Here is a 19,444-nt window from a genome sequence, read left to right on the forward strand (position 1 = left end):
ACGATGCAGGATGCGCGCGAGAAGTTGAAGGCATTGCAGCATGACTACAACCATCACCGTCCGCATGGCTCCCTCGGCCACCTGACCCCGAGTGAGTTCGTCAGAAAGAGGTCAGATCAACAGCTGGGAAGCCGCCCAACTCCAGTTTAGAAGTGACCGGATTTGGGGGAGACGTCAGCTGCGGCTTTTTTCAGGATGTCTCGCTCCATCTTGAGCTTGGCCACTTCCTTGCGCAGCCGCGCAATTTCGGCATCCTGAGTCCTTTGCTTGCCGTTGTCAGGAAACGCCTCTTGTGGCGCCTCCAGCAGCTCACGCACCCATTTGCGCAGCACGTTCTCGTGAACGTCTAGGTCCCTGGCCGCCTGGGTAACAGCCACGCCACGCTCGATGACCAGCTTGACCGCCTCGAGCTTGAACTCGCTGCTGAATGTCCTTCTTCTCTCCATGAACTACCTCCGGTTTCATCTTCCACCTTAACGAGGGGTCTTTGAAACCGGCAGCAGCCCAACGGGACCGCTCTGCCGCCCCCTTGTACGAGTTGCCAAAGCGCTAATTCGAATAAAGAAAGGCTGGCGCAGAGTGCTGACGACTCAACTTCGACTTGTAAACGCCGATATGAGGTGAATTCAAGATCGCTGCGGCCACGACAACTCTTCGACAACGTGGACGATCAAACCATCGATTTGAAAAATTTTTTTAAATTACATGAAAGAATCGCCATGAGCAAGAGGATCATTTCAAAGTTCGCCGCTTCCGCGGCCATCATGGGAGCGTGCTTTGCCGGCAGCGCCCACGCAAAAAGTGAAGCTGCAGCGCCTTTCGACATCGTCATCGGAGGTGCAGGCTCCTGCGAGCAGGCACTCGCCCAAGTGGGCGAAACCACCAAGAAGGACATGGGGGGCGATGAGTTTGTTTACTACGCCAAAGACAGCACCAAGCTGTATCCGACGGCAAAAAAACTCGTCTTTCGCTGCGATATGGACAAGGTCATTGCTTTGTCTATGAGCATTCCCAAGGGCGGTATGGGAAATCCAGAGGCGCGTACCACCTATAACGCGCTAGCGAAGATGTACAAGCGCGTGGCTGGTGGCCCGATTCCCCAGGTCGGCAACGGATACGCCCGCTTCACCAAGGGCTCCAGCGTCATTGAGCTCGATGCGCCACATATGTCCTTCGAATTCGAATTGGTCTACTTCGAGAAAGAGCTCTATGACCGTATCGTCGAGTTGAACAAGCAGGATGCGGCTAAGAAGAACGCCAAGAAAAGAGCCCTTTGAGAGTTGCGGACTCATTCTAAAGTCGTCAATGTCGATAAGAGGTAGATGCAGGAAGTCTGCATTCGACTCTACAAAAAGACAACACTAACTTCACCGACGTCATTGCCGACGAGGACCCCTTGCGGGTCGGGCAGTGGATTAATGCCAAAAAGGAAATCACTCACATTACCGCGTTCGTCGCAACAAAACGCGACTCGTCTTGGCGGCGTCGATTCTGTCGCTTTACATCGACCCGATGGGCGCTAGGCCCTCACAATGTTATTCAGAACGACCGGCATGAAGGCGGTCGTCAAAACAACCGTCACCACGGAGAACCTCTTGAAAAATTTTGTCATCACCACCGCCATGGTTATCGTCGCAGCGCTAAGCGCCGGCTGCGCGCAGCTGGAGCAAGTCGGCAAGGCGCTCGATGAGAGCAACCGCAAGGGCAATGTAGAGCGCTTCGAAAGACAGGAGGACATGGTCATGGCCCGCGCGTTTTACATGCTGAATGCCAACCGTGACGAGCAGTTGGTGCCTACGCTCCAGAGCGCGAATTATGAATTCGGCAAGCGCGCTTCTTGGTCAACCACGATCTTCCGCAAGGTGGTGGATCGCGAGGCGAACATCGTTTTCGCGACTACTGCGGCTCGCAAGGTCAATGCGGACATCATGGATGACCCTGCATCGAAGCTCTACATCGCAACGGCCCATCGCCGAGGAAACAAGGTCGTGCTGTACAAGTCGCGCATGGCAGCCGCCATAAACGATCAGTTCAACGCCTTGCACAAATTTGAGCCCGACGCGAACACCCGGCAATGGTTCGACATCACCGGTGCCCTGATCGAGTATTCGCCGGATGGTCAGATCGTTTCTGTGATGACGAAGTCGCGCCAGCTGATCGCTACCATGGGCGTGTCCGTCTACGACTACGTGCATGTTCGCTATGGTCGAGACATTATTCGCAATATCGAGAACGCGCTACCTAACTCGCTTTTCAGCGAAACGAGAATCCGCGAGATCCGCTTGACTGCTTCAACCCGAGGTTGAGTGAAGTCTCCAGGTTTGGCCATATGGTCGGGCTATGCGTGGCGCTTTTTTTACTCTCTTGCGCTACCCAGTCCCTCAGGTGTGTTTCGACGGCCCTGGCGCTTGTGCCGACAGCATGAACAGCTTTCTTGAGCTTTTCTGAGGGCTCGTCGAATTCCTTGGCCCAGTATCCGAGTGGACTGCTCGGTGACAAGTTGCCGCCGCAGGCCTTGCGCCTTTGACGGCATCAAAGGCAGGCATGGCATGCCCATCGGATTGGGCCGGAGGGCGGGCTTCGAAAAAGAGTTCGCCTGCAACCGCGATGTGCCTCATACGAGGGATGCAAAGCGTGTCCCTGCTGCGCTCCACTCCTCCGTGTCCATGGCGGTGACGCCCTGGGTTGCGGGTGCCTGCGGGCATCTTCGTTTGACGTGCACGTTGGTTTTCTGGCTCTAGGTTAGAGCCTGGCGACGCGTCGTTTCAGGCCTGCGGCCCAGCGTGAAGTACTTGGCGAGATGCTGTGTTGCGTCACATGTTCTGGTGCCCGAACCGAAAAAAGCCTCAAGAAAAACGGCGAGCGGTCGAGAAACGCCACCAGAAGGCGAATTTGTTTAGGAAAGCCTAAATCACTGTTAATTGTGATGACATGTAAATCAATGACTGGAAAGATTTTGGCTGTCGAAGTGCAAGAGGGGGAGCCCGCATAAAAAAAGTGACGGGAAAAGCGGGTCAATCGGCGGGGCGCCATGTGCTGCCGCTACGGATGTGAGGGGCACTGGTTGAGCGCATGAGGGGGCTTGAAGGCCACCGGCGCACAACAGCCGATCTGCCGAGCAGGTCGGTATGCCCATCGTTGATGGGAGTGACATGAGCTACTTTCACAGGTCATGCCAAGGCTTGATTGGCGCGGGCATCGCTTTGGCGGCGGTTGCCGCGTGGCCACAGACGGTCAGCAACACGGTCACCGTGACGCCGCCGGCCACGGTGATCGACATGACGCCGGGCAACAACAGCGCCACGGTCACGTCCAACGTGTGGACGGCGACGATTGCCAAGTCGTCCCTGCCCGCGACGGGCACCACGGTGGCTCGTGGGCAGATCATCAGCTACACGCTGACCTGGACCGTCACGGGTGCTTCCACGACCTCACCCACCGTGGCCATCGACACCCTGAGTGTCAACCAGACCATTGTTCCTGGTACGTTGCCACCGTCCTGCACGGCCGCGGGCCAGGTGATCAACTGCACCTTGCCGACCGGTTCGGCCGTGGGCACCCAGAGCATCACCTACCAGGCCACGGTCTCGGCCGCGGCGGTCGGCAGTGTGTCGAACAACGTTTCATCGCCCGCCTGCACCTCGGCGATGGCCTGCGCAACCAGCCATCCTGTGGGCGTTCCCGCACTGACCGCACTCAAGACGGCCAGCGCCGCCAGCTTCACCGTCGGCACACCGGCCAGCTACACCTTGATGGTGTCGAACAGCGGCACAGGTCCGACGACCGCACCCGCCACCATCACCGACACCTTCCACGCGGGGTTGACGATTGGCGCCCCGTTGCCTCCGGGCTGTGTGCTGGCCGGTCAGGTATTGACCTGTACCGTGCCCGCGGGCCTGGCGGTGGGGCACAGCCTGCCGTTCACCATCGTGGTGACGCCGACCACCGCCGCCTTGCCCAGCGTCTCGAACAGTTCGCAGGTGAGTGGCGGCGGTGATGCCACTTGTCCGGCGGATGTTCGTTGCACGAGCACCGTTGTCACGCCGGTGCTGCCGACCATCTTGGCAGCGGACGATGCGTATTCGATCACCAGTGGCGCATTGGGTGGAACCACCGCGAGCGTGATCGCCAACGACACCACCAATGGCCAGTCTGCCGTGATCGCGGGGAACGTGAGCTTGCATCCCGACGTGGTCGCGCCTGCGGGCTTCACGATGAATGCTAACGGCACCATCACCGTGGCGCCGGGCACGACGGCAGGGAGATATTCGTACCCGTATTTGATCTGTACCGTGCCTCCCACGGTGCCGGCCACCTGCGATCCCGCGATCGCCACTGTGGACGTGGGTGCGGCGATCCTGGCCGGCAACGACACCGGCACCGTGCCAAACGGCGCGCTCGGTGGCGTGGGGATTGCGAACGTGTTGGACAACGACACGGTCAACGGTGTGGCGGCCAGCATCGGTGTCGGTGGCAACGTCAATCTGGTGCAGCAGGCCACCAGCCATCCCAACGTGACGCTGAACACCACCACCGGCGCCGTCAACGTGTTGCCCGGAACCCCCGCCGGCATCTACACGGTGAACTACCGGATTTGTGATCCGGTCAACGTCGTCAACTGTGCGGACGCTGTGGCCACGGTCACTGTGGGCGCCACCGCCGTGATCGATGCCATCAACGACAACTACGCGTCGACACCCATCAACGGCGGTGATGGTGGCACCACCACACCGGTGACCGGCAACGACACGGTCAACGGTGCCCCGGCCGTGATCGGCACCAACGCGGCGCTCACGCCGGGCGCGCTGGTCAACCCGCCCGCCACGGGCGGCCTGACGATGAATCCCGATGGCACCATCACGGTGATGCCCGGCACGCCGGCGGGTGCCTACACCTACAACTACCAGATCTGCGTCCTGCCGGCCCATGCACCGCCGATCTGTGCCACGGCCCAGGCCACGGTCCTCGTGCAGGCGGCAACCATCGACGCCGTGAACGACGTCGCCAGCACCACGGCCGGTGCGCCCGTCACCACCGTCGTGCTGGGCAACGACACCCATGTGGGGGGCGCACTCGATCCGACCTCGGTGACCGTGACGCAGCCGTCTCCCAACGGCACGACCTCGGTGAATCCGGCCACCGGTGAGGTCACCTTCACCCCCAGCACCGGCTTCACGGGCACCACCACCTACGTGTACCGGGTGTGCCTGCTGGCACCGAACCAGAGCATCTGCGATGAGGCTGCCGTGACGGTGACGGTCGGGGCCACGGTGGATGCCATCGACGACGCGATGGGCAGCTTCAACGGCGGCAGCCTGGGCTTCACCCGCAGCGTGCTGGACGGTGACCTGGCCAACGGCGCCCCCGCGGTGGTGGGCCACCTGGCCAATGTGACCTTGAGCCCCGGCGCGTTGCCTTCTCCGCCGGCAACCGGCGGACTGACGATGCAGGCGGACGGCACGATCCGCATTGCACCCGGCACCACCCCGGGCACCTACAACTACCCGTACTCCATCTGCGCAGCGGCGGCCCCTGCGATCTGCGACAGTGCCATCGCCACGGTGGTGGTGGTCGCACCGACGATTGCGCCCGTTCCCGATGCGGGCAGCACGTCGATGAACGCGCCGGTTGTGCTGCCGGTCCTCGGCAACGACACCCACAACGGAGGCAGCCTCGATCCCGCCTCGGTGCGCGTCACGGTGCCGTCGCCCAATGGCACGACCACGGTCGATCCGCTCACGGGCGCCATCACCTTCGTGCCCACGCCCGGCTACATCGGCATCACCACGTTCACCTACGAGGTCTGCCTGGCCGCACCCTTCAACACGGTCTGCGCGCCGGCAGTGGTCACTGTGGACGTGGGCAGCGTGCTGGTCACCAAACTCCTCACCTCCGAGAGCGGCACCCTGCCGGGCCTGGCCGAGGCTGGCGAGTTGCTGACCTACACCGTCACCGTCGCCAACAACGGCGGCACCGTGTTGAACAACTATGAACTGGTGGACGTGCTGGGCAGCGGACTGGGTTTCGTCAGCGCCACCAACGGGGGTGTCAACGTGGGCCAGGTCACCAACTGGACCGGCCTGACCGTGCCGGCCAACAGCAGCCTGGCGGTGCAACTGGTGGCGCGGGTCAACACGCCGGTGGACGTTGCCAGTGTGCGCAACATCGCGCGTGGCGTGGCCAACCCCGACCCGGGCTGCCCGAGCGCCGGCTGCGTGGAGTTGCCCACCGCGGCCTATGTGACGCCGCTGAAGGTGCTCGCCTCCGAAGTGGGTGGCAGCCAGGCCGGCCTCGCCGAGCCGGGTGAAACCTTGAACTACACCATCACGCTCGGCAACACGGGCGGCACGGACTTCATCAACTACCGGTTCAACGAAAACGTGCCGGCCGGTGCGACCCTCACCGCGGTGAGCGGTGCGGCCGGTTTTGCCGGCCCGGTGGCCGGCCCGGCCGTGGTGCCCTTGACGGTGGCCAGCGTGCCGGCCCGTGGCACGGTGACGCTGGGGGTGAGCTTCCGCGTGGCCGATGCACCACCGGCGGGGCTCACCGACGTGGTGAACCTGATCGACGGCGGCGACATCGATGCCGCCCGTTGCGGCACCGGTTGCCGCGTGACGATTCCGCTGGAGCAGCCGTCGCAGCTCAACATCCTCAAGTCGGTGTCGCAGCGTGAGGTGCGTGTGGGCGACCTGGTGCGCTACACCGTGCGCGTGGCCAACGTGGGGCTGACGGACTTTGTCCGTGGCACCGTGGTTGACACCCCGCCACAAGGCTTCAGCTACGTGGCAGGTTCCATGACCGTGGTTGACCGGGACAACGCCTTTGCGCTCGGCAGCGTCACCTATCCGCTGACCGTGGCCGAGCTCGACATCGCGGTCGGTGAGGAAGCCGTCATCACCTACATGCTGCGCGTGGGTGCGGGTGTGCGCCAGGGTGTGCATGTCAACCAGGCGCGTGCGATGGACCGGCATGGCCGCACGGCCTCGGCGGTCGCTTCGGCGCAGGTGACGGTGGTGTCCGATCCGCTGCTGGACGAATCGCTGATCCTCGGCACGGTGTTCGACGATCGCGACGGTGACGGCTGGCAAGACCCGGCGCGCCTCACGCAGGTGCGTGTGCAGGGCGGTTTCCGGGCCGATGCCTACGTCGCCGGCTCGACCGAAATCGACCGGGGCCAGGGGCCGATGCCGACGCCCGATGCCAGCGCACCGCTGCTGCACGGGCTCGACCTGGGGCGCCTCGACGGCCTGCAGTCCGAGGTGGACGATCCCGAGCGCCGGCAGATCGTGGTGCGGCAACGCCTGAGCCGGCTCGACTTCACCGACGACTTCGTGCTCACCAGCGCCGAGGGCATCGTCCTGCGCATGGACGCCGCCGGCCGCACCCGCACCGAGAAGGGCGGTGACGCCGCCCGGGGGCTCACGGCGGCGGCGCCATCGGTCAGCCGCGTGGTGGCCCAGGGCGACGGCGGGTACGTGGTCGACTACGTCATCCGCAACCTCGGCATTGAAGAGCGTGGCATTCCCGGCGTGCGCATTGCTTCGGTGGAAGGCCTGCTGGTCGAGACCGACCCCTATGGCCGTTATCACCTGCTGGGCATCGACGGTGGCCACTGGGCGCACGGGCGCAACTTCGTGCTGAAGGTCGACCCGACCACCTTGCCCACCGGGGCCGTGTTCACCACCCCGAACCCCTTGTTGCGCCGCGTCACGCAGGGCGTGCCGGTGCGTTTTGACTTCGGCGTGCGCATGCCGGTGGAGCGGCTGAGCGGCACGCAACAGGTGGACATCGCCTTGGGCGAGCTGCTGTTCGCGCCAGGCAAGGCCACGCTGGACCCGGCGCACGAAGCGGTGATCGAACGCATTGCCGCCAAGGTCGATGAGTTCGGCGGGCGCGGTGAACTCGTCATCCGTGCCAATGGCGAGAGCGAGGCGCTAGCCGCCCAACGCGTGGCCGCGGTGCGTGCCGCCGTGTGGCCCAGGCTGCAGCCGGTCAGCGCACGGGCGCTGCGGGTGGTGGCGCGCACCGAGCCGAACGATCCCGCCACGCTGCTGGTGGGCGGCAGCGAGCGCAGCACCCTGCTCGGCACGGTGTTGTTCGACACCGACCGCGCGGACATCCAGCCGCGCTTCCAGCCGCTGCTGCAGACGATTGCGCGCCAGCTTGAACAGGCGGGCGGAGGGCGCGTGCAGATCGACGGCCATGCCGACCTCCGGGGCGGACATGCCTACAACGAGGCGCTCGCGCTGCGGCGGGCGCAATCCGTGTTCGAGGCGCTGAGCCAGCAGCTCTCGCCCGAGGTGCGCGCCAGGCTGCGCGTGGACGTGCAGAACACGGCGACCACCGCGTCACCCGACAACCAGCAGGAAGGGCGTTGATCGTGAAGATGAAGCTACTCGACTACGCGTTGATCGGCCTGCTGTCGGGCGCCACGCCGACGGTCTTCGGTCAGGCCGATGCTGTGCCGCCGGCCGCGGGAAGCGGCGCCTCACCACATTGCACCCAGGCGGGTTGCCGCGATGAAAACGACGGCCTGCTGTTTCAGATCCGCACCCGCGGCGACCGCGATGCCACCTCGGGCACCGTCGGTGACGCCGCGCTGCAGCCCGACCGCCGCGTGACCGTGCAAGGCCCCGTGCCCGCCAGCCCGCAGCCCGGCCGGGCCAGCGCCGCCGGCAAGTTCTCGGTGCAGTTGCCCGACGGCGGCATCATCTGGGCGACCGAAGACCCGACCCTGGGGCAACCCGAGCTCAACATCTCGGCCCCCGGCGAAGTCGCTTTTGAAAACGGCCGCCTGACCCAGGCGGTGCCGTTTTACCTGCGCACCAACTACCCCAGCTTCATCCGGCGCTTCGAGGTGCGCCTCTACCGCGCCAGCGACACGGCGCTGGTCGAGCCCCTGGCGCAGCTGGACATGCACGTTGCGGCCGTCAGCCGCGTCGAGTGGCAGGGTGAGCTGACGTCGCGCTTTCCGCTGCGCACCGGCGATGAGCTGATGTATGTGCTGTTCGCGTACGGCGCCAACGGCGAGGTGGACGAAACCCTCCCGCGCTCGCTCAAGCTGGTGCGCCCCGAAGACGCCGAGCGCACCAGCGCGCTGCTGCGCGACAGCGTCGAACGCGGCATGGGCACCGCCCTCACCACGCAGCAGGCACAAACCCAGCGGCTGGTGGATGAGGTCTTCGCCAGCAGCGAACTGCGCCAGCAGAACATCGCCATCTACGGCTCACGCATCCGCATCCAGGGGCGCAACCTGCCGGAAGAATCCACGCTCTTGATCAACGGCGAGAGTTACCCCACCGACCTGCAGCGAAAGTTCGTGGCCGAGTTCCTGGAGCCCGTGGGCACCCACAACTTCGACCTGGTGGTGAAGACGCGCGACCAGTTGCAACTGCGGCACCAGCTCTCGGTGGACGTGACCGGTGAATACTTCTTCGGCGTCGGCATCGCCGATCTCACGGCCTACCGCAACAAGGCCACCGGCCCGGGCCGCGAGATGGCGCTGGCCGGGCGCGAGAAGTATGCGTTGGCCGATGGCCGCCTGGCCTTCTACGGCAAAGCCAAGCTGCAGGGCAAGTACCTGGTCACCGCCCACGCCGACACCCAGGAGCGCGACATCGGCCGCTTGTTCAACGGCTTCCTGCGCGCCAACGAACCCCGCGATGTGTTCCGCCGCCTCGACCCCGACCAGTACTACCTGACCTACGGCGACGACTCCAGCACCGTGCGCGACGTCGACACCCAGGGCCGCCTGTACCTGCGCGTCGACTGGGACAAGAACCAGGCCTTGTGGGGCAACTTCGTCACCGGCATCACCGGCACCGAGTACGCGCAGTACACGCGCTCGCTCTACGGTGCGGCCCTGAAGTGGCGCTCGTCCGCCACCAACCCGTGGGGCGAACCGCGGACGCAGGTGCGCGCATTCGCGTCCGACGCGCAGACCGCACCCGGCCACAGCGAGTTCCTGGGCACCGGCGGAAGCCTGTATTACCTGCGCCACACCGACATCCTGCCGGGCTCCGAACAGGTGGTGGTGGAGGTGCGCAACCCCACCACCGGCAGCATCGTGGAGCGGCGCACGCTGCAGCGCGGTGTTGACTACGAGATGAGTGACCTGCAGGGCCGCCTCATCCTGACGCGGCCACTGATGCAGTTCGCGGGCGCCATCGGCGGCGGCATCACCCGCGACGGGCCGACCGCGGGCATGGAGCAGCGCCTGCTGGTGGACTACGAGTGGATCCCGCGCACCGACCTGGGCGGCAACCTGAGCACCGGCCTGCGCGGCAAACAATGGATGGGCGATCACGTCGGCATCGGCGGCACCTACGTCAACGAAGAACGCGCGGGTCAGAACTACGAGCTCAAGGGCGTAGACCTGACGCTGCGTGCCCACCGCGGCACCTACCTGCGGCTGGAGCGCAGCGAAAGCCAGGCCACCGGTGCGCCGGTGTTCTTCTCGACCAACGGCGGCTTCACCTTTGATCAACTCAATGCCGTGGCGGGGTCTCGCTCGGGCGGTGCAACCGCGCTCGAAGCGCAGGCCAACTTCCGCGAACTGGGCTGGACCGAGCGCAACTGGGACCTCGGTGCCTGGTGGCGCGATGTGGACGCAGGCTTCTCCGTGGCGCGCGAAGACATCGGCGTGGACCGCAAGGAATACGGCGTCGAGCTGCGTGGGCAGATCAGCGACACGCTGGAAGTGCATGGCCTGCAAAGCCGCGCCACGCGCGGCGCCGAGCGCCTGGACCAGACCCAGGTGACGGCGCAGTGGCGCCCCACCGAAGATCACACGGTCACCGCCGAGCTGCGCCGCATCACGCAGAACCTCCCGAACGGCCAGGCGGTGGACGGCACGCTGGGCGCGGTGAAGTACGGCCTGCGCCTCTCGCCGAGCCTGGATGTGTACGGCATCGCGCAGTACACGCTGGATGACGACAACGGCCGTTACGCCGACAACGACGCGCTCACCGTGGGCGGCCGCTACACCTTCAGCAACCAGTCGGTGGTGGGGGCCGAGCTGACGCACGGCGACCGCGGCGACGCGGCGCAACTCCGAGGCGAATACAAGCTCGCGCCGGACCACACGGTGTACGGCACCTTCACGCACACCACCGACACCAGCGACTACGACTCGCTGTTCAACCAGCGCCTGCAAAGCGGCTGGACGCTCGGGCAGCGCTGGCGCGTGGGCGAGCGCACCAACGTCTTCAACGAAGCGCAGTTCCTCAAGGAGCCCCAAAGCGCGGGGCTGGTGCAGACCTTCGGGCTCGACTTCTACCCGGCCGTGGGCTGGAGCACCGGCTTTACGTTGCAGCATGGCAACCTTGAACTGAGCAACGGCCTGCTGCGCCGCCGCGCCGCCAGCGTGGGCGTTGCGCGCACCTCGCCCGACACGGAGTGGAGCAGCCGGCTGGAGTGGCGCGAAGACTCGGGCGTGGAGCAACGCCGCCAGTGGGTCACCACCAACCGCCTGAACCACAAGCTCAACGAAGACTGGCGCGTGTCGGCCCGCTTCAACTACTCGCACACGCGCGACGAGCTCGTGGCCACGGCGGGTGCCAGGTTCGTCGAAGGTGGCGTGGGCTTTGCCTGGCGTCCGCACGACGATGCCCGCTACGCGCTGCTGGGCCGCTACACCTACCTGTTCGACCAGGCCACGCTGGGCCAGGTCAACGCGGTGGATTACGACCAGAAGTCGCACGTGGTGTCGGTGGAAGGCGTCTACAAGTACGACCACCGGTGGGAGTTCGCCGCCAAACTGGCGCAGCGCGTGGGCGAGGCGCGTGCCGGCCGGGGCACCGGCCAGTGGTTCGATTCCGCCGCCACGCTCGGTGCCGTGCAGGCGCGCTACAGCCTGCCCTACCGCTGGTACGCGCTGGGCGAATACCGCGCGCTGCGCGTCAAGGACGGTGGTGTGCGCCAGGGCTGGCTGGCGGGTGTGGACCGCGATATCGGAAAACACCTGCGCGTCGGCGTGGGCTACAACTTCACCGACTTCAGCGACGACCTGACCCGGCTGGGCTACAAGTACCGTGGCTGGTACCTGAACCTGGTGGGCACATACTGAGTGCGGCGACGAGCCTTCGCCGGTCGGCGCGGCTCACAAGGGCTTTTTTCTCAACATCACAGGCAGGTATCAAATGCAACGGATGTTTCTCAAGTCCGAGACGTTGGTTCGGCGAATTGTCGGGTTCTTGCTGTTGGGTTGTGCGATGTGTCTTGGCGTGTCCGCAAACGCCCAGGTGCAGCGCAGCTTTATCAATCTGGGGTTCGAGGAGCCCACGCTGACCACCAGGCCGGCTCAAACGGGATGCTTCGTGCAAATCCCGGACACGATGGTTCCAGGCTGGAGAACCAGCCATCCGTCTGCGACCGGGCCGGATGCGACCGACACATCCAGCTGCGCGAATCTGAACGGATTGGAAGGCAACCTGATCGAGCTGTGGCGCAGCGGACTCCTCGGCGTGGATTCTGAGCACGAAAATAATTTCGCCGAACTCAACGCGCAGCAGGCGTCGCGCATCTATCAGAACGTCTGCATGGTGACCGGCGAACGCGTGGGCTGGAGCTTCCTGCACCGTGGACGCAACAGTGCCACGGTGAACGACGTGGCCGAATTCAATGTCAACAGCAATGCCAACAGGGTTGTGACTGCACGCACGCAGAACGATGGTGGCACCGGTTACACAGCCGCCGATTGCACGACGACCGCAGGCGGCGTGAGCGCCGGAACCTGCAACCCGCCGGCACTGGTGGGCACCTGGCGCCGGTATTCCGGTGCTTTCACCTGGCAGGGTTCAAGTGGTCTCCACAACGTCGGCTTTGCCGCCGTCTCGTCGAGTGGAGGGATCACGATCGGCAACTTCATCGACGACGTCAACTTCACACTGCTGCCTTATGTCGAGTTCAGCGCAGCCAACTACACCGTGCCGGAACAAGGGCCGGTGGCCGGCACGGTCCAGATCCGGGTGCTTGGCGCGGTGCCGACGAGCTTCGTTGTCCCCGTCGCCGTGTTGCCTGGAGGCACAGCCACTCAAGGGGTCGACTTCGGCGGCATCACCAATGTGACCGTGCCTGCGGGAGACTACGGCACCGGGCGGCTGATTGATGTGCCGTTCACCATCACCAACGACACGGTCATCGAGAACAACGAAACCTTCTCACTGAGTATCCAGCCGTCGCCAGCCAACTTCGTCATCGCCAGTACCCAGTCTTGCGGCGGCCCGGCCAATACAACGACGACCGTCACGATCATCGACAACGATGTGGACCTGGCGGTGACGAAAAGCGTGAGCACACCGACGCCGAGCGCCGGTGTGCCTTTCATCTACACGGTGACCCTCCGCAACAACACGGCCGCGCCCACGGTGGCGCCGACCAGCGCGCACGACGCGATGGTGGCGGTGAGCGACGCCGTGCCCGCCGGGCTGAGCTTCGGCAGCTGGACCTGCACCGCCAGCGGCGATGCCACCTGTCCGGGGGGCATCACCAGCGGCACGGGGGCGATCAGCGGCACGACCTCCCTGCCGGCGGGTAGCGGTGGAGCGGCCGGTGGGCAATTGGTCTACACCATCACGGCGACGGCCACCGGGTCGCCCAGTTGCGGCACCATCACCAACACCGCCACCATCGCACTCGCGGGCGGCTCGCCCCTGCAGGAGGGTACGGGCGTGCAGGCGGGCTTCGTCTCGCCCGCGACGGGCGGCACTGCCAACAACAGCGCCACCGCCGACGTGGCGGTTCGCTGCGCCACCTTGCAACTGGCCAAGACCTGGGTCAACGCGGCGCTCAACGACACGGCGGTGCTGTCGGGCACGGGCGGCACCAACACCGCCACGCTGACGTCCGCCGCGAACACCGCCAACGAGACGGACACCGGCACCGCCGCGGCCGTGCTGGCGGGCAACACCATCACCTTGTCCGAGGTCCTGGGTGCCGGCAACACGGCGCTGTACACCGCCGGGGCCTGGAGCTGCACGGGCAGTGCAGGGCTCGCGGGCAACGTGCTGACGGTGGGCGCCAATGACACGGCCATCGTGTGCGGCATCACCAACACCAGCCGCTCGACGGATCTGCAGGTGACGAAGACGGCCAATCCCGGCGGGGCGCTGCGCGCGGGGCAGACGGTGGTCTACACCCTCACCGCGACCAACAACGGGCCGGCGCCGGCGCACGGCGCGACGCTGGTGGACACACCGGGCCCGGGGCTGAACTGCACCGCTTCGGCTCCCACCTGCACGCCCGGTGGCGGCGCGATCTGCCCGAGCCCGCTGACCGCGCTGCACACCGGCGGCGTGAGCATCACGACCTTCCCGGTGGGCGGCTCGGTGACCATCCTCACCCAGTGCGTCGTCAACTGAACGGTGGGCCGCCGACCGTTCACCTTGCCGCGCAGGGCTGGACGATGGCGGCGTAGGTTTTCTGGAACTCGCCGCTCATTTCCAGGCAGGCCGCGAGCGAGGGGAAACGCGATTCCACCAGCGCGCCCGTGTCGCTGCGCTTTGCAACGAGGCTGGCCTGGAGCCGCGCGCCCGACCGGGTGGGCGAGCAGCTCACGAGTGATTCGGCTCTGGCGCGGGGAATGCCATGGTCGGTGACGAGGTCGGCAACGGTGCGCTGCCGGATCTGCTGGCAATCGAAACCGTTGGGCAGCTGCATCTCCATCGCGACCCGTCCGAACGGCGGCTGCGCGAAGACGAGGTAGCTGTGCCCACTGTCGCTGGCCGGTGGTTCGGTGGCGCAAGCGCTGGCCAACAGCACGAGCGCGGCACATGACAGTGTGCGAAGCATGGTGGTTCTCCAGGTTCCGGTGGACGGCGCCATGGCCATGCGCCTTGTGCGCGATCTCAATCGGCGCGGCGCGGCCAGGGCAGCCGCACCAGGCCGGTGGACAGCGCGGTGCCGCAGACGATCACCAGGCCGCAGCCGACCATCCAGGGGGTGATGATTTCGTTGAGCAGCAGTGCGCCGTAGATCAGCGCGAACACCGGCACCAGGAAAGTGACGGTGAGCGCGCGGCTCGGGCCGGCCTTTTCGATGATGTGGAAGAACAGGATGTAGGCGATGGAGGTGCACAGCAGAGCGACGGCGGCGGTCGCCATCCAGGCCGTGCTGCTCACCGGCGCGCTGGGCCACAGCCAGATCGTGGGCAGGGCCAGGCCCAGGGCAGCGCCGATCTGGCTGCCGGTGGCGGTGGCCAGCGGATGGGCGCCGGTCAGGTAGCGTTTGGTGAAGCTGGCGGCGATGCCGTAGAACACGGTGGCCAGCAGGCAGGCGCCCATGGCGACCAGCGTCTGCGCCACCGGCCCGTCGCTCACGACACCGCTGGCACTGAAGCCCGATTTGCCGATCACCAGCAGCACCACGCCGATGAACCCGATCACCAGGCCGAGCACGCGCGAAGCGCCCGGCCGGTCCTTGAGCCAGATCCAGGCCACCAGCGCGCCGGAGAGGGGCACGGTGGCGTTGAGGATGGCGGTGAGGCCGGTCGGGATGTGCAGCACCGCGTAGGCGAACAGCGCAAACGGAATGCCCGAGTTGAGCAGGCCGACGAACAGGATGAGCTTGGCGCGCGAACGGAAGTCGGCCCAGACACCTTTGATCAGGAACACCGGCAGCAGGAACAGGGCAGCCAGCGTGACGCGCATGCCCGCCATGGGCAGGGCACCGAACTCGGCGCCGCCCAGTCGCATGAACAGAAAAGACGCGCCCCACAGGGAAGCGAGCAAGAGGAATTCCAGGACGAGCACAGGGTTCATGGCGTGGAAGTATGCAGCGGCGATGCGCCGGGCCGGCACGGCATTGATGCCGGATCGGGCTGTGATTGATGAGGCGGTCTGCACAATGCCGCCCCGGCGCCGCGCCGGTTCAATGCGGTGCCTGTGCCTCCAGCCGCAGCAGCGCGGTCTTGCGCTCCAGGCCGCCAGCGTAACCGGTGAGCGAACCGTCGCTGCCCAGCACCCGGTGGCAGGGCACGATGACGCTCACCGGGTTGCGGCCCACCGCCGCGCCCAGGGCGCGCACCGCGGCCGGTTTGCCGATGGCCGCGCTCAGCCCGCCGTAGCTGGTGGTGGCGCCGGGCGTGATGCCGAGCAAGGCCTGCCATACCTGCTGCTGGAAGGGCGTGCCGCCGCTCAGGTCCAGCGGCAGATCGAAATGCTGGCGCTGGCCGTCGAAGTACTGCTGCAGCTGGGTGATGGCCTGTTGCAGCACCGGGTGGTCGGGCGCCTGGCGCCAGGCGCTGGTGTCGGGCCCGTGGCGCTGGCCTTCGAACCAGACGCCGCTGAGGCCCCGGGGCGAGGCCGCGAGGACCATGCGGCCCATCGGGCCGTCCCAGGTGGTGAAGCGGGTGTCGGGATGGTGTTTCATGAGAGGGCTCCGTGATTTGGGCCGGCCACATGGCCGGCGGACCAGGCGCGCACGACGGCGTAACTGCGCCAGGGTTTCCAGGCCAGCGAGGCGGCTTCGGCCGCACGCGCCGGTTGTTTGCCGCCCTGCAGGCCCATGACCTTGTGCAGGGCCACGTCGCCAGCCGGGAACGCGTCGGGCCAGCGCAGCGCGCGCATGGCGATGTACTGCGCGGTCCAGTCGCCAATGCCGGGCAGGGCCTTGAGCGCGGCCAGCGTGGCCGGCACGTCGGCGCTGCCGTTGAGCACCAGGCCTTGCCCGGCCACGCCACGCGCCAGCGCGACGATGGCGGCCTGGCGCTGTTTGACGATGCCCAGCAGGCCGAGCGCATCGCCCTCGGCCTGCGCCAGCACGGCCGCACTCGGGAACAGGCGCGAGAGTTCGGCGTGCGGCGTGTCCAGGGGCTCGCCGAAGCGGTTCACCAGGCGCTGCGCCAGCGTGCGGGCGGCCGCCACGGTGATCTGCTGGCCCAGCACGGCGCGCACCGCGAGTTCGAAGCCGTCGAGCGCGCCAGGCACCCGCAGGCCGTCGCCGGCCGGGAAGGCACCATGCAGCACGGCGTTGATGGCGCCGGGGTCGGCATCCAGGTCGAGCGCGGCGCGCAGGCGGTGGATCACCTGCGGCAGCACCTCGCGCAGTGCGTCGCTCACGCGCAGTTCGAGCTGGCTACGCGCTTCATCGAAACGGGCCAGCAACCAGCCGCGGTGGCTGTGGTCGCCGGCGTCGATGCGCAGCGTGAAGCCCAGGCGCTGCTGCGCCTCGTCCACGAAGGCCACGCCTTCGATCATGCGCTGGCGGAAAAAGGCCAGTGTGGCCGCCACGTCGTAAGGCGGCCGGTAACCCAGGCGCACCACCGTGCCCTGGCCGCTGTCCTGCGCCTTGTGGCGCGTCTCGCGCCGCAACTGCGTGGGGTTGAGCCGGTAGTGATCGAGAAAGGCGGCGTTGAAACGGCGCACGCTGCCGAAGCCGCTGGCCAGCGCAATCTGCGTCACCGGCAGGTCGGTGTCGGCCAGCAGCTGTTTGGCGGTGAGCAGCTTGCGCGTCAGCAGGTACTGCAGCGGCGACACGCCCAGCCGCGCCTCGAACACGCGGCGCAGGTGGCGGTCGCTCACGCCCAGCCGGGCGGCGAGCCGTTCGCCCATGGCCGCGCTGTCGTCCAGCCAGTGCTGCGGGTCGTCCAGCCAGGCCGTGGCCTGCTGGCTCAGGATGGCGGCGGCGTCTTCGGTGGACCAGTGGCGCTCCAGCGGTGCCAGCTCGGGCCGGCAGCGCAGGCAGGGCCGGAAGCCCGCCTGTTCGGCCTGGGCCGCGTGCTCGAAGAAACGGCAGTTCTCGCGCCGCGGCGTGCGCACGCGGCAGACCGGCCGGCAGTAGATGCCGGTGGAGGTGACGGCGGTGAAGAACTGGCCATCGAACCGCGCGTCGTGCGAGCACAGCGCGCGGTAGCAGGCGTCGTCGTCGATGCGGTCGGTGGAGCGGTTCATGCAGCCCATGGTAGGCTGATCGGCCGCGGCTGGCTGGCCGTTTCCGGACTTTTGCCTCAGGCCGCGTCACGGGGCCCTCCTACAATGCCGTTTTTCCCCTTTCCGAGGAACACCATGCAAGTTGCCGCGTCGATCTTCAAGGCCTATGACATCCGGGGCGTCACACCGACCGCCCTCAATGAAGGCGTGGCCGAAGCGCTCGGCCTGGCCTTCGGCACCGAGGCCCTGCGGCTGGGAGAAAAGACCGTGGCGGTCGGGCGCGACGGCCGCCTGAGCGGGCCCGGCCTGTCGGTCGCCCTGATCCGTGGCCTGGTGGCGGCCGGCGTGGACGTGATCGACATCGGCCTGGCCACCACCCCCATGCTGTATTTCGCTGCCAGCACCCTGTGCACCAGCGGCATCCAGGTCACCGGCAGCCACAACCCCAAGGACTACAACGGCTTCAAGATGGTGCTGGCCGGCCGCGCCATTTATGGCGAAGACATCCAGGCCCTGCGCAAGACCATGGAAGCCGAGACCCACCAGCGCGTGGACGGCGGCAAGGTGCGCCTGATCAACGTGGCCGCGGCCTACCGCGACCGCATCGTGTCGGATGTGAAGCTGGCGCGCCCGATGAAGATCGTCGTCGACAGCGGCAACGGTATCGCCGGCGCCACGGCGCCCGGCATCTTCCGCGCCCTCGGCTGCGAGGTGATCGAACTCTTCAGCGAGGTGGACGGCAACTTCCCCAACCACCACCCGGACCCGAGCAAGCCCGAGAACCTGCAGGACGTGATCCGCACCCTGCGCGAGACCGACGCCGAACTCGGCCTGGCCTTCGACGGCGACGGCGACCGCCTGGGCATCGTCACCAAGGACGGCAACAACATCTACCCGGACCGCCAGATGATCCTGTTCGCGCAGGACGTGCTCACGCGCGTGCCGGGTGGCGACATCGTGTTCGACGTGAAGTGCTCGCAGCGCCTGGCCCCGGCCATCGAAGCGGCCGGCGGCAAGCCGCACATCTACAAGACCGGCCACTCGCTGATCAAGGCGCGCATGAAGGAACTCGACAGCCCGCTGGGCGGCGAGATGAGTGGTCACATCTTCTTCAAGGAACGCTGGTACGGCTTCGACGACGGCACCTATGCGGGTGCACGCCTGCTGGAGATCCTGAGCCGCAGCCCCGATGCCAACGCCGTGCTCGACGCACTGCCCACCAGCTTCAGCACGCCCGAACTCAACGTGGCCTGCGCCGAGGGCGAACCGCACGCCGTGGTGGAAAAACTCGTGGCGCTGGCGAAGTTCGATGCGCCGGCCAAGCTCTCCACCATCGACGGCGTGCGCGTGGACTGGCCCGACGGTTTCGGCCTGATCCGCGCCTCCAACACCACGCCGGTGCTGGTGCTGCGCTTCGAAGGCCAGAACACCGAGGCGCTGCACCGCATCGAAGCCACCATGCTGGCCCTGCTCAAGCAGGCCAAGCCCGACGCGGTGGTGGGCGCCAGCGCGCATTGACTGTGAACACCCCCGCGGCGCTGCGCGCCACCCCCTCAAGGGGGCGATGCTGGCGGACC

General features: G+C 66.4%; 12 protein-coding genes and 1 pseudogene. 7 read left to right on the forward strand and 6 right to left on the reverse strand.

Annotated features, from left to right (window positions below; genetic code table 11):
• The first annotated feature begins 3 nt into the window (after positions 1 to 3).
• Positions 4 to 150, forward strand: a complete 147-nt coding sequence (locus HPA01S_RS23875; RefSeq protein WP_370671003.1) for an integrase core domain-containing protein — start codon at positions 4 to 6, stop codon at positions 148 to 150.
• A 35-nt stretch (positions 151 to 185) separates the two neighbouring features.
• On the opposite strand, the pseudogene HPA01S_RS20160 reads toward HPA01S_RS23875, so the two are convergent.
• Positions 186 to 446 (reverse strand): annotated as a pseudogene (locus HPA01S_RS20160) (transposase); the annotation flags it as partial.
• A 216-nt stretch (positions 447 to 662) separates the two neighbouring features.
• Between HPA01S_RS20160 and HPA01S_RS20165 the strand changes: the two are divergent.
• Both HPA01S_RS20165 and HPA01S_RS20170 read left to right on the forward strand, forming a co-directional pair.
• Complete coding sequence (locus HPA01S_RS20165) at positions 663 to 1,277, forward strand: hypothetical protein (protein ID WP_157085111.1); 615 nt, start codon at positions 663 to 665, stop codon at positions 1,275 to 1,277.
• A 276-nt stretch (positions 1,278 to 1,553) separates the two neighbouring features.
• Positions 1,554 to 2,306 carry a hypothetical protein gene (locus HPA01S_RS20170; RefSeq protein ID WP_066272897.1) on the forward strand — a complete coding sequence of 251 codons (753 nt, stop codon included), beginning with the start codon at positions 1,554 to 1,556 and terminating at the stop codon, positions 2,304 to 2,306.
• On the opposite strand, the gene HPA01S_RS23750 is transcribed toward HPA01S_RS20170, so the two are convergent.
• Entirely contained in the window at positions 2,254 to 2,499 is a 246-nt protein-coding gene (locus tag HPA01S_RS23750) for a DUF3606 domain-containing protein (protein ID WP_084360855.1), read from the reverse strand. The genes HPA01S_RS20170 and HPA01S_RS23750 overlap by 53 nt on opposite strands.
• Positions 2,500 to 3,278: 779 nt before the next feature.
• On the opposite strand from HPA01S_RS23750, the gene HPA01S_RS20175 reads away from it, so the two are divergent.
• The 3 genes from HPA01S_RS20175 (at position 3,279) to HPA01S_RS20185 (ending at position 14,360) form a co-directional block, all read left to right on the forward strand.
• A complete protein-coding gene (locus HPA01S_RS20175; RefSeq protein ID WP_169801561.1) occupies positions 3,279 to 8,378 on the forward strand; it encodes an Ig-like domain-containing protein in 5,100 nt (1,699 codons plus the stop codon).
• An 8-nt stretch (positions 8,379 to 8,386) separates the two neighbouring features.
• The gene (locus tag HPA01S_RS20180; protein WP_066272924.1) at positions 8,387 to 12,067 is read left to right on the forward strand and encodes a TonB-dependent receptor; all 3,681 of its coding nucleotides are present in this window, start codon (positions 8,387 to 8,389) and stop codon (positions 12,065 to 12,067) included.
• Positions 12,068 to 12,149: 82 nt separating this feature from the next.
• Positions 12,150 to 14,360 (forward strand): DUF11 domain-containing protein, encoded by a 2,211-nt coding sequence (locus HPA01S_RS20185; RefSeq protein ID WP_169801562.1) that lies wholly within the window; start codon positions 12,150 to 12,152, stop codon positions 14,358 to 14,360.
• Positions 14,361 to 14,379: 19 nt separating this feature from the next.
• On the opposite strand, the gene HPA01S_RS20190 is transcribed toward HPA01S_RS20185, so the two are convergent.
• From HPA01S_RS20190 to HPA01S_RS20205, 4 genes are all read right to left on the reverse strand, one after another.
• The gene (locus HPA01S_RS20190; protein WP_066272903.1) at positions 14,380 to 14,790 is read right to left on the reverse strand and encodes a hypothetical protein; all 411 of its coding nucleotides are present in this window, start codon (positions 14,788 to 14,790) and stop codon (positions 14,380 to 14,382) included.
• A 56-nt stretch (positions 14,791 to 14,846) separates the two neighbouring features.
• Entirely contained in the window at positions 14,847 to 15,758 is a 912-nt protein-coding gene (locus tag HPA01S_RS20195; protein WP_066272905.1) for a DMT family transporter, read from the reverse strand.
• A 109-nt stretch (positions 15,759 to 15,867) separates the two neighbouring features.
• On the reverse strand, positions 15,868 to 16,368 hold the full coding sequence (locus HPA01S_RS20200) for a methylated-DNA--[protein]-cysteine S-methyltransferase (protein ID WP_066272907.1): 501 nt from the start codon (positions 16,366 to 16,368) through the stop codon (positions 15,868 to 15,870).
• Positions 16,365 to 17,888 (reverse strand): DNA-3-methyladenine glycosylase 2 family protein, encoded by a 1,524-nt coding sequence (locus HPA01S_RS20205; protein WP_066272925.1) that lies wholly within the window; start codon positions 17,886 to 17,888, stop codon positions 16,365 to 16,367. The genes HPA01S_RS20200 and HPA01S_RS20205 overlap by 4 nt, the downstream gene beginning before the upstream one ends.
• A gap of 114 nt (positions 17,889 to 18,002) precedes the next feature.
• Between HPA01S_RS20205 and HPA01S_RS20210 the strand changes: the two genes are divergently transcribed.
• Positions 18,003 to 19,385: a phosphomannomutase/phosphoglucomutase gene (locus HPA01S_RS20210; RefSeq protein WP_066272909.1), complete on the forward strand. Its 1,383-nt coding sequence runs from the start codon at positions 18,003 to 18,005 to the stop codon at positions 19,383 to 19,385.
• Positions 19,386 to 19,444: the final 59 nt, after the last annotated feature.

It is taken from the genome of Hydrogenophaga palleronii NBRC 102513, assembly GCF_001571225.1.
Taxonomy (GTDB): Bacteria; Pseudomonadota; Gammaproteobacteria; order Burkholderiales; family Burkholderiaceae_C; genus Hydrogenophaga; species Hydrogenophaga palleronii.